14 protein-coding genes and 1 riboswitch are annotated in these 13,362 nt (G+C 73.1%); of the genes, 2 read left to right on the top strand and 12 right to left on the bottom strand.

Annotated features, from left to right (window positions below; translation table 11 throughout):
• Nucleotides 1–3 precede the first annotated feature (3 nt).
• Nucleotides 4–1,200, bottom strand: a complete 1,197-nt coding sequence (locus ABZW14_RS28835; RefSeq protein ID WP_355352421.1) for a chorismate-binding protein — start codon at nucleotides 1,198–1,200, stop codon at nucleotides 4–6.
• Between the two features lie 123 nt (nucleotides 1,201–1,323).
• On the opposite strand from ABZW14_RS28835, the gene ABZW14_RS28830 reads away from it, so the two are divergent.
• Nucleotides 1,324–1,524: a DUF5999 family protein gene (locus ABZW14_RS28830; RefSeq protein ID WP_091258044.1), complete on the top strand. Its 201-nt coding sequence runs from the start codon at nucleotides 1,324–1,326 to the stop codon at nucleotides 1,522–1,524.
• Between the two features lie 94 nt (nucleotides 1,525–1,618).
• On the opposite strand, the gene gcvP is transcribed toward ABZW14_RS28830, so the two are convergent.
• Both gcvP and ABZW14_RS28820 read right to left on the bottom strand, forming a co-directional pair.
• Complete coding sequence (gene gcvP, locus ABZW14_RS28825; protein WP_355352417.1) at nucleotides 1,619–4,441, bottom strand: aminomethyl-transferring glycine dehydrogenase; 2,823 nt, start codon at nucleotides 4,439–4,441, stop codon at nucleotides 1,619–1,621.
• A gap of 73 nt (nucleotides 4,442–4,514) precedes the next feature.
• Nucleotides 4,515–4,612, bottom strand: a riboswitch (glycine riboswitch).
• A gap of 66 nt (nucleotides 4,613–4,678) precedes the next feature.
• Entirely contained in the window at nucleotides 4,679–5,536 is an 858-nt protein-coding gene (locus ABZW14_RS28820; RefSeq protein WP_355352414.1) for an NAD-dependent protein deacetylase, read from the bottom strand.
• 117 nt (nucleotides 5,537–5,653) lie between these two features.
• Here ABZW14_RS28820 and ABZW14_RS28815 point away from each other — a divergent pair, with 117 nt between their 5' ends.
• Nucleotides 5,654–6,307: an NAD(P)H-binding protein gene (locus ABZW14_RS28815; protein WP_355352411.1), complete on the top strand. Its 654-nt coding sequence runs from the start codon at nucleotides 5,654–5,656 to the stop codon at nucleotides 6,305–6,307.
• Nucleotides 6,308–6,354: 47 nt separating this feature from the next.
• Here the strand turns inward: ABZW14_RS28815 and ABZW14_RS28810 are convergent, their stop codons facing one another.
• The 9 genes from ABZW14_RS28810 to ABZW14_RS28770 all read right to left on the bottom strand — a co-directional run bounded on the left by ABZW14_RS28810 (nucleotide 6,355) and on the right by ABZW14_RS28770 (nucleotide 13,360).
• Complete coding sequence (locus tag ABZW14_RS28810) at nucleotides 6,355–7,077, bottom strand: cell division protein DivIVA (protein WP_355352408.1); 723 nt, start codon at nucleotides 7,075–7,077, stop codon at nucleotides 6,355–6,357.
• Nucleotides 7,074–8,225 (bottom strand): globin domain-containing protein, encoded by a 1,152-nt coding sequence (locus ABZW14_RS28805; protein WP_355352405.1) that lies wholly within the window; start codon nucleotides 8,223–8,225, stop codon nucleotides 7,074–7,076. The genes ABZW14_RS28810 and ABZW14_RS28805 overlap by 4 nt, the downstream gene beginning before the upstream one ends.
• Before the next feature lie 2 nt (nucleotides 8,226–8,227).
• The gene (locus ABZW14_RS28800) at nucleotides 8,228–8,617 is read right to left on the bottom strand and encodes a group 1 truncated hemoglobin (RefSeq protein ID WP_355352402.1); all 390 of its coding nucleotides are present in this window, start codon (nucleotides 8,615–8,617) and stop codon (nucleotides 8,228–8,230) included.
• 456 nt (nucleotides 8,618–9,073) lie between these two features.
• Complete coding sequence (locus ABZW14_RS28795; RefSeq protein ID WP_355352399.1) at nucleotides 9,074–9,658, bottom strand: MerR family transcriptional regulator; 585 nt, start codon at nucleotides 9,656–9,658, stop codon at nucleotides 9,074–9,076.
• 211 nt (nucleotides 9,659–9,869) lie between these two features.
• Nucleotides 9,870–10,334 (bottom strand): bifunctional nuclease family protein, encoded by a 465-nt coding sequence (locus tag ABZW14_RS28790; protein WP_355352396.1) that lies wholly within the window; start codon nucleotides 10,332–10,334, stop codon nucleotides 9,870–9,872.
• A gap of 215 nt (nucleotides 10,335–10,549) precedes the next feature.
• Nucleotides 10,550–11,251 (bottom strand): MerR family transcriptional regulator, encoded by a 702-nt coding sequence (locus tag ABZW14_RS28785; RefSeq protein ID WP_355352393.1) that lies wholly within the window; start codon nucleotides 11,249–11,251, stop codon nucleotides 10,550–10,552.
• 83 nt (nucleotides 11,252–11,334) lie between these two features.
• Nucleotides 11,335–11,787 carry an FHA domain-containing protein gene (locus tag ABZW14_RS28780; protein ID WP_007071101.1) on the bottom strand — a complete coding sequence of 151 codons (453 nt, stop codon included), beginning with the start codon at nucleotides 11,785–11,787 and terminating at the stop codon, nucleotides 11,335–11,337.
• A 218-nt stretch (nucleotides 11,788–12,005) separates the two neighbouring features.
• Nucleotides 12,006–12,386, bottom strand: a complete 381-nt coding sequence (gcvH, locus tag ABZW14_RS28775; protein ID WP_154226917.1) for a glycine cleavage system protein GcvH — start codon at nucleotides 12,384–12,386, stop codon at nucleotides 12,006–12,008.
• A gap of 56 nt (nucleotides 12,387–12,442) precedes the next feature.
• Nucleotides 12,443–13,360 carry a DUF881 domain-containing protein gene (locus ABZW14_RS28770; protein ID WP_355352390.1) on the bottom strand — a complete coding sequence of 306 codons (918 nt, stop codon included), beginning with the start codon at nucleotides 13,358–13,360 and terminating at the stop codon, nucleotides 12,443–12,445.
• Between the last annotated feature and the right edge of the window lie 2 nt (nucleotides 13,361–13,362).

Here is a 13,362-nt window from a genome sequence, read left to right as displayed (position 1 = left end):
GGGTCAGGCGGCGGCGAGCAGGGCGCGGACCGGGGCGGCCTTCGCGGCGGCCTCGGCGACCTCGGCGGCCGGGTCGCTGCCCCAGGTGATGCCGCCGCCGGCCCACAGGTGCAGCCGGTCGGCGTCCGCGGCGACGGTGCGGATGGTCAGCCCCAGGTCGACCCGGCCCGGCCCGACCCAGCCGAGCGCGCCCATGCTCGGGCCGCGGCCGACCGGTTCCCGGGCGGCGATCTGGTCGAGCGCGGCGAGCTTCGGTGCGCCGGTCACCGACCCACCGGGGCAGACCGCGCGCAGCAGGCCGGCCAGGCCCAGCCCGTCGGCGGGCGCCGCGGACACCGTCGACTCGGCCTGCCACAGGTCGCACCACCGGCGTACGGCGAACAGCTCGTCGACCCGCACCGAGCCGGTACGGGCCACCCGGGCCAGGTCGTTGCGTTCCAGGTCGACGATCATCACGTGCTCGGCGCGTTCCTTGGCCGAGGCGTACAGCTCCCGGCGCCCGGCCGGGGTGGCCGGGCGGGTGCCCTTGATCGGCCGGGTGACCAGGCGCCCGTGTTCGACCGCGACGAGGGTCTCCGGGGAGGCGCAGCCGATCGCCCAGCCGAGCCCGGACAGGGTGCCGCCGTAGCGGGCGCCGGGCAGCCCGGCCAGCCGCGCGAGGGCGGGCAGCGGGTCGCCGGCGTACGCGGCGGCGGCGTGGCCGACCACGTTGACCTGGTAGACGTCGCCGCGGCCGATGGCCGCGCGGACCGCCGCCACGGCCTCGGCGTGCGCGGCGGGGGTCCAGCTGTCCCGCCACGGGCCCAGCCACCAGCCGGCGCCCGGTCCGGGACGCGTCGCCGGGGCCGGCCGGTCGGCGTGACCGTAGACGACCGCCACGAGATCCGGCAGCGCCGGCACGGGGGTGGGCGCGCCGGGCGCGCCGCCGGCGGCCCGGGCCCCGGCGGCGGCGGACAGGAACACGGCGGCGCCGCAGGCGCCGTGCGGGTCGTGGGCGGCCGGCCGGCCCAGGTCGGACAGGTCCACGCCGTGCGCGGCCAGGAACTGCTCGGCCAGGTCCGTGGGGTCGCCGCCGTCGGCGAGCCACCACTCCAGCCGGGCGCGTTCCACGAGCCGCTCCCGGCACTGCGGGGGCGCCCCGGGCGCATCGATCCCCACGCGTGGGAGCGCTTCCACACCGTCCGGTCGGTTCACGCTCATCCGTTCAGCCGATTTCGGGTGAACAAGCCGCATCCTTGCTCGATAGCGCGCACTTCCGCTTGGTACTGTGCGTCACTGGTCATGTGAACCATGACACAGTGCCCCCACAGTCCGGAGAACCCGATGTGCCAGCACCTACCCACCTGCCCCTCCGCCGAGGCGACCGACCGCGAAGCCGCACGCGTCATCGCCTGCTTCCCTGAGCAGGGCTGGAGCCTGCTCTGCAACGGTGTCATCGTCTTCGAGGACACCGGTGAGCTGCTCCCCGACGGCAGCACCATCGCCCCGCACCGCGGCCCCGCCCGGCACGCCCTCGTCGCCTGAACGATCACGCTCCGTCATGGAGCGTACGCGTCGGCCCCACCGGTCGACGCGCCGGCCGGGGCGGCGGCACTGCACCGCCCCGGCGCGCTGCGCCTCAGCTCTCGAACGCCTCCGGCGCGGGACACGAGCAGACCAGGTTCCGGTCGCCGTACGCGCCGTCGATCCGCCGCACCGGCGGCCAGTACTTCCCCGCCCGGTCCACCCCCGCCGGGTACGCGCCCACCGACCGCGGGTACGCGTGCGGCCACTCGTCACCCGACACCATCGCCGCGGTGTGCGGCGCGTTCGACAACGGGTTGTCCCCCGCCGGCCACTCCCCCGAGCCCACCTTGTCGATCTCCGCGCGGATGGCGATCATCGCGTCGCAGAACCGGTCCAGCTCGGCCAGGTCCTCGCTCTCCGTCGGCTCCACCATCAGCGTCCCGGCCACCGGGAACGACATCGTCGGCGCGTGGAAGCCGTAGTCGATGAGCCGCTTCGCCACGTCGTCGACGCTCACCCCGGTCGCCTTCGTCAACGGCCGCAGGTCCAGGATGCACTCGTGCGCCACCAGGCCCTTGTTGCCGGCGTACAGCACCGGGTAGTGCTGGCGCAGCCGCGCAGCCACGTAGTTCGCCGCCAGGACCGCCACGCCGGTGGCCCGGGCCAGCCCCTCGGCGCCCATCATCCGCAGGTACGCCCACGGGATCGGCAGGATCCCCGCCGACCCGTGGTTCGCCGCCGAGATCGCCGGCCGCCCGTCGCTGTGCGCGCCGAGCGGGTCGCCGGGCAGGAACGGCGCCCGGTGCGCGCGCACCGCCACCGGGCCCACGCCCGGGCCGCCGCCGCCGTGCGGGATGCAGAACGTCTTGTGCAGGTTCAGGTGCGACACGTCCGCCCCGAACCGGCCCGGCTTGGCGAACCCGACGAGGGCGTTGAGGTTCGCGCCGTCGACGTACACCTGCCCGCCGGCGTCGTGCACCTTCGCGCACAGCTGCGCGATGCCCGTCTCGTACACCCCGTGGGTCGACGGGTAGGTCACCATGATCGCGGCGAGCGCGTCCCGATGCTTGTCGATCTTCGCGTCGAGGTCGACCAGGTCGACGTTGCCGTCGGCGTCGCAGCCGACCACCACCACCCGCATGCCGGCCATCACCGCCGACGCGGCGTTCGTGCCGTGCGCCGACGACGGGATCAGGCACACGTCCCGGTGCCCCTCGCCACGCTGCCGGTGGTAGCCGCGGATGGCCAGCAGCCCGGCCAGCTCCCCCTGCGACCCGGCGTTGGGCTGCACGCTGACCGCGTCGTAGCCGGTGACCTCGGCCAGCCAGCCCTCCAGCTGGGCGATCAGCTCCCGGTAGCCGGCGGTCTGCTCCGCCGGGGCGAACGGGTGCACGTGCGCGAACTCCGGCCAGGTGATCGGCTCCATCTCCGTGGTCGCGTTCAGCTTCATGGTGCACGACCCGAGCGGGATCATGCCCCGGTCCAGGGCGTAGTCGAAGTCCGACAGCCGGCGCAGGTAGCGCAGCATCGCCGTCTCCGAGTGGTGGGTGCGGAACACCGGGTGGGTGAGGAAGTCACTCGTGCGGGCCAGCCCGTCCGGCAGCGCCGCGTCCACATCGCCGTCGACCCCGCCGACGCCGAACGCCGCCCACACCGCCTGAAGGTGCGCCGCCGTGGTGGTCTCGTCGCAGGAGATGCCGACCCGGTCGGCGTCGACCAGCCGCAGGTTCACGTTGCGCCGCGCGGCGGCGGCCACCACCTCGGCGGCCCGCCCCGGCACGGTCGCGGTGACGGTGTCGAAGAACGCGACGTCCGCGACCTGCACGCCGCCGGCGCGCAGCCCGGCCGCGAGCCGCGCCGCCGCCTCATGGGTACGCGCGGCGATGCCCCGCAGCCCGTCCGGGCCGTGGTAGACGGCGTACATGCCGGCCATCACCGCCAGCAGCACCTGCGCGGTGCAGATGTTGCTGGTGGCCTTCTCCCGGCGGATGTGCTGCTCACGGGTCTGCAACGCCAGCCGGTACGCCGGGTTGCCGTCGGCGTCCTTGGACACCCCGACGAGGCGGCCCGGCAGCATCCGCTCCAGGCCGGAACGCACGGCCAGGTAGCCGGCGTGCGGGCCGCCGAAGCCCATCGGCACCCCGAAACGCTGTGTGGTGCCCGCGGCGATGTCGGCGCCGATCTCGCCGGGCGGGCGCAGCAGCGTCAGCGCCAGCAGATCCGCGGCGACCGTCACCAGGGCGCCGGCGGCGTGCGCGGCCGCCACCAGGCCGCTGTGGTCACGGACCGCACCGGACGCGCCCGGGTACTGCAGGTGCAGGCCGAAGAACTCACCCGGCAGCTCGTCGCGCTCGACGTCGAGCACCCGCACGTCGATGCCGAGCGGCTCGGCGCGGCTGGTGATCACGGCGACGGTCTGCGGCAGGGTGTCGGCGTCGACCACGTACACCGGGCTCTTGGTCCTCGACGCACGGCGGGCGAGGGTCATGGCCTCCGCGGCGGCCGTGCCCTCGTCGAGCATGGAGGCGTTCGCGGTGGCCAGCCCGGTCAGGTCGGTGACCATCGTCTGGAAGTTCAGCAGCGCCTCCAGCCGGCCCTGGCTGATCTCCGGCTGGTACGCCGTGTACGCCGTGTACCAGGCGGGGTTCTCCAGCACGTTGCGGCGGATCACCGCCGGGGTGTGCGTGCCGTGGTAGCCCAGCCCGATCATGGACACGGCCACGGTGTTGCGGGCGGCCAGGGCACGCAGCTCGGCGATGGCCTCCCGCTCACTGGCCGGTGCGGGCAGGTCCAGGGCGCCGTGCCAGCGGATCACCTCGGGGATCGCGGCGTCCATCAGCTCGTCGATGGAGCTGTGACCGACGGTCTCCAGCATCCGGCGCTCGTCGTCCGGGCCGGGGCCGATGTGCCGGTCGGCGAACTGCTCTGCGGTCATGCGCTGCGCTCCTTGCGGGGGCGAGGTCGACGGGTCGGCCTCCCCCTGAGTCGCGCTGACGCGCTCCACAGCGCCTGCCCACGTGGTCCTTTTGCCTGAGAGGTTCCGGGGAGAATCTGCCCCTTCGGCGCCGTCCGGAGGTTTCCGGGCGGTCTCTCCCACGTGGGTGGTACCGGCATGGTCAACGCTACCAGCGACCGTGTTTCCGGCTCATGTCGTACCCCGCCGGCGGGCCGGTCACACGGCGGCGGGCACCGGCCCGGTGGCCACCCGGTCGGCCAGGGCGCTCAGCGTGGCGCCCAGCGGCGCGTCGAGGGTGAGGGTGGCGTGCCCGTCGCCGCGGGTGGGCCCCTGGTTGACGATGGCCACCGGGATGCCCAGCTTCGCCGCGCGCAGCACGAACCGGCGCCCCGACATGACGGTCAGGGACGAGCCGAGCACCAGCAGCGCCCGGGCCCGCTCGACCAGGGCGAAACAGTCGGCCACGCGCGGCGCGGGCACCGTCTCACCGAAGAACACCACGTCGGGTTTGAGCATCCCGCCGGCGCAGATGCCGCAGTCGACGGTGCGGAACCGGTCAACCGCCTCGTCGGGCAGGTCCACGTCGCCGTCGGGGTTGACGTGCGCGATGTGCGCGTCGAAACCCGGGTTGGCCTCGGTGAGCCGCCGGTGCAGCTCGTCGCGGGAGGTCAGGTTGCCGCAGTCCAGGCAGGTCACCTCGTCGAGGCGGCCGTGCAGTTCGATGACGCCGGTGGCGCCGGCGGCGGTGTGCAGCCCGTCGACGTTCTGGGTGATGATGCCGCCGAGCAGGCCGGCGCGTTGCAGCCGGGCGACCGCCCGGTGCCCGTCGTTGGGAGCGGCCCGGGCGATCAGCCGCCAGCCCAGGTGGCTGCGCGCCCAGTAGCGCCGCCGCGCGTCCGCCTCGCGGGTGAACGCCTGGTAGGTCATCGGGGTGTGCCGGCGGGCCGCGCCGGAGGGCCCCCGGTAGTCCGGGATGCCCGACTCGGTGGACAGGCCGGCGCCGCTGAGCACCACCACGTCCCCGGCGCCCACCAGCCGGGTCAACGCGTCGAACGTCTCGGTCACGGCGTCCATGCTGCCTCGCCCGCCGCCGCGCGGCGAGCACCACCGCCGCCGGTGACCGCCGTCACCGCGACCGGCCGGGTCCCGGCGGACCCGGCGGGCGGCCCGTCGCGCGACTAGGTTGAGGGCATGCGCGTCGTCATCGCCGGAGGCCACGGGAAGATCGCCAAACTGCTGGAGCGGGAACTCGCCGGCCGCGGCGACACCCCCGTCGGATTGGTCCGCAACCCGCAGCACGCGGCCGCGCTGCGCGCCGCCGGCGCCGAACCGGTCGTCTGCGACCTGGAACACACCGACGTCGACACCCTCGCCGGGCACCTGGCCGGCGCCGACGCGGTGGTCTTCGCCGCAGGCGCGGGCCCGGGCAGCGGCGCGGCCCGCAAGGACACCGTCGACCGCGCCGCGGCGGTGCTGCTCGCCGACGCCGCGCAACGCGCCGGGGTCCGCCGCTACCTGCTGGTCTCCTCCATGGGCGTCGACCGGCCCCCCAGAGAGGGCACCGACGAGGTGTGGGCGGCGTACCTGCGGGCGAAGAAGGCCGCCGAGGACGACGTCACCGGCCGGGACCTCGACGTGACCGTGCTGCGCCCCGGCCGGCTCACCGACGACGAGCCGGTCGGCCGGATCACCCTGGCCCGCCACGTCGAGCCCGGCGCGGTCACCCGCGCCGACGTGGCCCGGGTCCTGCTCGCCCTGCTGTCCGCCCCGTACACCGCCGGGCTCACCCTGGAACTGGTCGGCGGGGACACCCCGATCGGCGAGGCGCTGCGCGCCGTCACCTGAGCCCGCCGGCCCCGGCCGGCCCCGCGGGTGGGGCCGGCCGGGGGAATTCACCGCTGCTGGTGACGGGGGGCCACGGCCACCTCCCGCACCCGGCCGCCGTCCGCCCGTGCCCCGACGCCGCGCGCCGCGGCCCCGCCGGTGACCTCCACGGCGAGACGCTGCATCGTGCGCGACAGCTGTTCGCTGCCGTCGTCGAGGTGCCGGGCCGCCGCCTGCATGTGCGAGATCATCATCTCGCCGAAGATCCGCAGCGCCTCCCGCGTCGCGACCGAGTCGTCGAAGTTCACCCCGGCGGTGCTGCGATACTCCGTCACCGCCCGCTCGGCCTCCTGCTTCGCCTCCTCCGCCGCGGCCCGCATGTAGCTCTCGTACTGCGTACGGGCGTACTCGGCGACCCGGCGGGCGTAGTCGTGAGCCTGCGCGATGATCTGCTCGGCCTCCCGCTGCGCCGCCGACAGCAGGTTCACCTCCTTCGCCGCCGGCACCGCCGCCGCGTTGTCGGCGCTCGGGATCACCCCGTGCCGGTGCAGCTCCAGGTGGTCGTTGAGCCGCTCGTTCTCCGCCCGCAGGTTCGCCAGCTGCGTGGCCAGCAGATCCAGCTCGTCGGCCACCTGAAGCCGGAACCGGTCCACGTCGGCGTGGTCGTAGCCGCGGCGGGTGAACGACGCCGACCCGAACTCCCACCGGCGCACCCGGTCGGCGCTCAGACGCATCTGCACCGCGCCGCCGGTCACCTGGCCCTCGTACCTGCTGATCGGGGTCGCGCTCATGAAGCCACCTCCGTCGTCGTCCGGAAGGCCGGCCCGTACCAGTGCGTGCCGAAGCCCTCATGGTGCAGTTGATCCGGCCGGTAGCCGGCGCCGGTCAGCGTCGCCACCGAATGGCTCACCATCTCGTCGGAGCCGCACACGTACACGTGCCGCGACCGCCAGTCCCCGTCGGCCAGGACCTGATCGGCGACCTGCACGAACTCACCCGGCCGCCGCGGATCCGAACCCGCCACGTACGTCACCCGCAGCCACGGGTACGCCGCGGCGAACTTGTCGATCGCCTCGCTGTCGTAGAACTCCAACCGGGACCGGGCCCCCACGTACAGGTCCACCCGGCGGCCCGCACCCTCCGCCGCGACCTGCTCCAGCAGGGACTTCACCGGCGCCCAGCCGGTGCCACCGGCCAGCAGCAGCAGATCCGACGACCCGGCCGGCCACAACGTCAACCGGTCACCCACCGGCGCGGCCAGGTGCAACTGGTCGCCCACCGCGCACCCGTACACCAGCCGTGACGACACCGCCCCACCCGGCGCGGCCCGCACGTGCAGCTCCAACGTGCCGTCCGGGCGGGGCGCGTTCGCCGGCGAGTAGTAACGCCACGACCGCACCGCCGGATGCGACACCCCGATCGACTGGCCCGGCGTGAACGGCAGCAGATACTGCGGGCGCACCGTCAGCACCGCCACGTCGAACGTGCGCCGCTCATGCCCGAGGATCTCCGCCACGTACCACGGCGGGGACTTCGCCTCCGCCGCCTGCGCCGCGTCCATCATCACCTGCGCGACCAGCCCGTACGCCGCCGCCCAGTCGCCGGCCAGCTCCTCGGTCCACATCTCGCCGCAGAAGTGCCGCAACGTCGCCAGCAGCGCCTCACCGACGGCCGGGTAGTGCTCGGCGCGCACCGCGAACTTGCGGTGGTCCGCCCCGAGATCCTGGAGGAACCCGACCAGCGAGTCCACCTGGTCCACGTGGGACACGATGTGCCCCAACGCGTTCACCAGGCGGTCCCGCTGCCCCGCCATGTTCGTGGGGAACATCTGCCGGGTCTCCGGATGCGCCAGGAACAGCGTCGAATAGAAGTAGAGCGGAACCTGGTCACCGTGCGCGGCGACCACCGACCAGCTCTGCTTGAGCCGTGCCGCGTCCACGCTCAGGCGTTCCCCGTCGACACGACCTGGTCCTGCACCCGGCCCAGCACGACCTGCACGTCGGCGATCACGTCGCCGGGCACACCCAGCTCCGAAAGCGTCGCGGTCAGGTGCTCGCCGACCTTCGCGTAGTGCGCCACCGGGATGTTCAGCGGCTGGTGCGCCTCGGCCAGGCCCCGGCCCGCGTACTCGTTCGGGCCGCCGAGCACCACGGCCAGCATCAGCGCCAGGTGCCGGCGCTGCTCGGACATGTTCACGGCCGTGAAGTAGCCGGCCAGCTCCGGGTCGGCCAGCACCTTGTCGTAGAACAGCTCCACCGCGGCCTTCACCGCGGCGGCGCCGCCGATGCGCTCGTAGTGGGAGATCGGTGTGGTCTCTTCGGTCACCGTCATGGTGGTTCCTTCCGGGAGGGGGGCAACGCGACCAGCGCCGCGGAGGGGCAACCGGCAGCTCACGCGCGTCGCACCGGCTCCACCGAACGGCCACGCGCAAACGGCCGTGTCGGACCATAGCGTGTCCGCCGAATCGGTTCAGCCCTGCCCTATCGGATTCCCGACATCCGTCGATCACGGACAGTCAGTGGACCCGGCGAAGCCCTCGCCACACGCGAGCACACCGCCACGCTGGGTCGACGCCGAAGCCGCGAACGTTCCCTTTCGGACAGCACCGCCCGACCCGCCACCCGCGCCGTGTTTGCGCACGTCACGGCAGCCGCACCCGGCCGGCGCAAACGGCCACCGCGACACCACCGCCCCGCCCCGCCGGAGCGACACGCACCGTGATCAAAAAAGAGGACCGCGTCATACCCGTTCTGGGCGTGGCGCGGTCCCGTGGATCAGACGGCCGGCTCAGCCCGCCCGACGACGCGCCCGCCGCGCCGCCAACTCGTCACCCACCGGCTCGGACCCGGACTCCGCCTCCGCCGGCGGGGCGGCCGGCTCCGGCTGCCCACCCACCGGCTCCGCCGGCAGATGCGACAGCGAACCCTGGATCTCCTTGAACGCCCCGCCGATCGCGATGCCGAACACCCCCTGGCCGCCCTGCAACAGGTCCACGACCTCCTCCGGCGACCGGCACTCGTAGACCGTCGTCCCGTCCGAGATCAGCGTGATGCCCGCCAGGTCCTCCACCCCACGCGACCGCAACGCCTCGATGGCCTTCCGGATGTTCTGCAACGACACCCCGGCATCCAGCAACCGCTTCACGACCTTCAACACCACCAGGTCGCGGAAGGAGTACAACCGGGACGTCCCCGAACCCGACGCGTCCCGCACGCTCGGCACCACCAGACCCGTCCGGGCCCAGTAGTCCAACTGCCGGTAGCTGATCCCCACCGCGTGACACGCGGTCACACCCCGGTAGCCCACCTCACCGTCGACGACCGGGTCAGGCTGCTGCTCCGTAGTCGGACCAGGATCTCGCGGCTCGTGCATCCGGACTACCTCCCCGCCCGTGCGGTGCCACGCGGCGTCTCCCCGTGCGCGCACCCCTCGACACCGCAACCCTAGCGCCGGCGCCCGGAGTTGACCCGCAGGAGACACCGCGACACGCCGCACCGCCGAACGGAAGATCACCGACGGCGGCCAGTCGTCACCCTCCGTGACAACCGCCGCCGTACCGACACCGGCCCACCGGCCGGCCACCTCAGCCCGCGAAGTCCTCCGGACGCACCTGCTCCAAGAACTCCCGGAACTTCTCCACCTCGTCCTCCTGCTCGTCGGGGATCACGATCCCCGCCTCCGAGAGGACCTGCTCGGCACAACGAATCGGAGCCCCGACCCGCAACGCCAACGCGATGGAATCGCTCGGCCGCGCCGACACCCGAACGCCGTCACCGATCAACAGATCGGCGTAGAAGACGTTCTCCTTCAACTCGGTGATCTCCACCGCGTGCAACGGCGCCTGCAACGCCGCCAGCACATCCCGCAGCAGATCATGCGTCAACGGCCGCGCCGGCTTCACACCCTGCTGCTCGTAGGCGATCGCCGTCGCCTCGACCGCGCCGATCCAGATCGGCAGATAGCGGTCCCCCTCGACCTCCCGCAGCAGGACGATCGGCTGGTTGCTGGGCAGCTCCACCCGAACTCCGACCACGCTCAGCTCGCGCACCGCCGCCTCCGTGTCGTTGTCACCTACGCCCGCACCGCGCCCTTCCCTGCACGGTACACGGACCGCGACACGGGAGTCCCATCCGCTACGTGCACCACGCCTCGCCGCGACGGGTTACCCCGGCAAGCCTACGACACGCTTCCCCGCACAGATCTTTCCGAACCCACCCACGGCAAAGGCCGGGCGCCCCCACGACACCCGGCCCCGCACCACACTCACCGGCCCAACGTCGACCGCAACCCCACCCGCACCAACGCCGCGTGCAGCTGCTGCGACAACGCCACCAACTCCCGCGCCGTCTCCGCCGCCCGCGCCCGCGCCGCCGGATCGGACTGCCGGGCCAACGGCGCCACCAACTGCGCGAACAGACCGACCTCCCGATCCGCCGCCGTCCGGTACGCCCGCAGGTGCCGCGGCTCCAACCCGTACGCCGCCAACCCCGCCACCGCCCGCGCGATGATCAACGCGTCCGCGTCGTACCAGCCCGGCGGATCCGCCACCAGCACACCGAGCCGCTCCAACTCCGCCAGCGTCGACTCGTCGATCCCGCTCCGGGAGATCAGCTCCGCCCGCCCCAGCCGCACCTCCGACGACTCGGCGGACTCCGCCACCTCCCGGCCCGGCACCTCACCACCCGGACCCACCGCCACCAGATTCGGCCGCTGCCGCCCCGGCGCCGCACCCGACGAATCCCACTCCGCCAACTGGTCCCGGATCACCCGCAACGGCAGGTACTGGTCCCGCTGCGCCGTCAGCACGAACCGCAACCGCGCCACATCGTCCCAGCTGAACTTCCGGTACCCCGCCGGCGTCCGCTGCGGCTCCACCAGGCCCTCGGCCTCCAGGAACCGCAACTTCGAGATCGTGACGTCCGGAAACTCCACCCGCAACTGCGCCAACACCTCGCCGATACTCATCAGCGGAGTCGCCCGCGCCGCGGCGGCCGATGAGCCCGGCGGGTCGTTCGCCGCACCCGGCGACGTCGAAGCCGCAGGCCCGTTCACCCCCGGCCGGCCTCCTCCTCCGGACGCGGACCGGCGATGAACACCACCCGGAACTTACCGATCTGCACCTCGTCACCGTTGCTCAGCGTCGCCGCCTCGACCCGCTCCCGGTTCACGTACGTGCCGTTCAGACTGCCCACGTCCCGCACCGTGAACGTGCCACCGTCCCGGTGGAACTCGGCGTGCCGCCGCGACACCGTCACATCGTCGAGGAAGATGTCACTGTCCGGATGCCGGCCACTCGTCGTCACATCGTGGTCCAACAGGAACCGGGCACCCGCGTTGGGACCCCGGCGAACCACCAGCAACGCCATCCCGGGCGGCAACGAACCGGACATGCGACTCGGCACCACATCGGTGTCCGGGCCCTCCAGCACTTCGTCGAGCGAACCGAGATTGAGCGTCGAAGTGACGTCGAGTGGGGGGAACTCGTCGTCTGGGCGCGTCATGGGGACCACCTCACGGATCTGTTTCGGTCGGCGTCGGGCAATGGCGGGTCTGGCCGCCGGGCAGTCACACACCCGGCGGCTGGCTCCCCGTGCCGGGAAGGCGCATTCCGCAACGCTCAAACTATTGGTTCTCGGTCAACTGGGCGAGCCTAGCCAGCACCGAAAAACAGGGCAACCGGACGCGCGGACACAACCCCGCCGCCCGGAACGGACAAAACTCAGCTCTCAGTGAGCTCGCGGTACGCACCAGCGGTCAACAAACCCTCGACCGCCGCCGGATCATCCGGAGTGATCTCCACCAGCCACCCCGCACCGTACGGGTCCGTGTTGATCACCTCAGGGGTGTCGGCCAACGCCTCGTTGCGCGCCGCCACCGTGCCGCTCACCGGCGCGTAGAGCTCCGAAACACTCTTCGTCGACTCGATCTCACCCAGCGACTCACCCGCCGCCACCACCGCGCCCTCGTCCGGCAACTGGACGAACACGATGTCACCCAGGGCGTCCTGCGCGAAGTGCGTGATACCGACCCGGACGGCACCGCCGTCCCCACCAGCCACCCACTCGTGCTCGGCGGTGTACCGCAGATCCTCAGGAATCACCAGCTGCGTCCTTCGTCATCGGTGCACCGGGGGGAAACCGGCGCGGCCGCGACCGGTCAGGAGACCGGCCGGGCGTGTTCCAGCTTGATCGGCGCGTGCAGCTGCGAAACCTCCACAGCCTCACTGTCCACCGGCGTCACGTTACCGCCGGCCTCCTCCACCGATGCGACCACCCCGCCGGGAATGTTCAACGCCGTGCGCAACGTCGCCGGATCACCGATCACCGAGATCACGTACGGGCCGCTCAACCGCCGCCCGTCCACCACCAGACCACCGCCCGACCCGTCCACGAAATACGTCGACGCGATGATCCGCACCGCCGAACCGTCCGAGCCCGCGATCTGCATCGCCTCCGCGCCCGCGCCCCGCAACTCCTGCACCGCGTCCAGGATCCGCGCCGACGACACCGCCGCGTCCGGGCCCTCGAACCGCACCGACAGGCCCGGCCCCACCGCCGGCAACGTGCCCGCCAGGATGCCCAGCTCGTCCGCCCGCCGCGTCGCCTCCTCCAGCGCCGCCTGCCGGCCCTGCTCACCCGAGCGCAACTGCCGCTGGCTCTCCTCCAGCGCCTCGATGTCCTGCCGCAGCCGCCGCTCCCGCGAATCCAGATCCGACGAGATCCGGACCAGGTCCTCCTCCCGCGTCGCCGCGAGAGTCGGATCCGCCGACGTCGTCTTCAACTGCACCACCAGCGTGAACCCCAGCAACCCCAGCAACACCGCGATCATCGCGCCCGCCGACGTCAACCGCCGCGACACCCGCGCCGGCTCCACCTCCGCCACGGACGCCCCCGGCTCCTCAGCCGGCGACGGCACGCCCTCCTGCTCGGCCGGCTCCACCGGCGCCAACGGGCTCAACTCGTCCGGATCGGGCGCGTCCGGGCGCGGATCCGGCTCACCGGCCGGCCCCGCCGGCCGCTCCGGCTCCGCCGGCTGCGGCCAACCCGTGCCCGTCTCCCTGTGCTCCTCGCTCATCG

It is taken from the genome of Micromonospora sp. NPDC004551 (genome assembly GCF_040609975.1).
Lineage (GTDB): Bacteria > Actinomycetota > Actinomycetes > Mycobacteriales > Micromonosporaceae > Micromonospora.
Note: the sequence above shows the minus strand (reverse complement) of the source record. Positions and strands in the feature narration are given on the sequence as shown.

What these genes read in the sequence shown, in the direction of transcription:
- ABZW14_RS28770 (WP_355352390.1), bottom strand. Translation starts at nt 13,360, where the DNA reads ATGAGCGAGGAGCACAGGGAGACGGGCACGGGTTGGCCGCAGCCGGCG.
- ABZW14_RS28830 (WP_091258044.1), top strand. Translation starts at nt 1,324, where the DNA reads ATGTGCCAGCACCTACCCACCTGCCCCTCCGCCGAGGCGACCGACCGC.
- ABZW14_RS28800 (WP_355352402.1), bottom strand. Translation starts at nt 8,617, where the DNA reads ATGACGGTGACCGAAGAGACCACACCGATCTCCCACTACGAGCGCATC.
- gcvP (WP_355352417.1), bottom strand. Translation starts at nt 4,441, where the DNA reads ATGACCGCAGAGCAGTTCGCCGACCGGCACATCGGCCCCGGCCCGGAC.
- ABZW14_RS28820 (WP_355352414.1), bottom strand. Translation starts at nt 5,536, where the DNA reads ATGGACGCCGTGACCGAGACGTTCGACGCGTTGACCCGGCTGGTGGGC.
- ABZW14_RS28780 (WP_007071101.1), bottom strand. Translation starts at nt 11,787, where the DNA reads ATGACGCGCCCAGACGACGAGTTCCCCCCACTCGACGTCACTTCGACG.
- ABZW14_RS28815 (WP_355352411.1), top strand. Translation starts at nt 5,654, where the DNA reads ATGCGCGTCGTCATCGCCGGAGGCCACGGGAAGATCGCCAAACTGCTG.
- ABZW14_RS28835 (WP_355352421.1), bottom strand. Translation starts at nt 1,200, where the DNA reads ATGAGCGTGAACCGACCGGACGGTGTGGAAGCGCTCCCACGCGTGGGG.
- ABZW14_RS28785 (WP_355352393.1), bottom strand. Translation starts at nt 11,251, where the DNA reads ATGAGTATCGGCGAGGTGTTGGCGCAGTTGCGGGTGGAGTTTCCGGAC.
- ABZW14_RS28810 (WP_355352408.1), bottom strand. Translation starts at nt 7,077, where the DNA reads ATGAGCGCGACCCCGATCAGCAGGTACGAGGGCCAGGTGACCGGCGGC.
- ABZW14_RS28795 (WP_355352399.1), bottom strand. Translation starts at nt 9,658, where the DNA reads ATGCACGAGCCGCGAGATCCTGGTCCGACTACGGAGCAGCAGCCTGAC.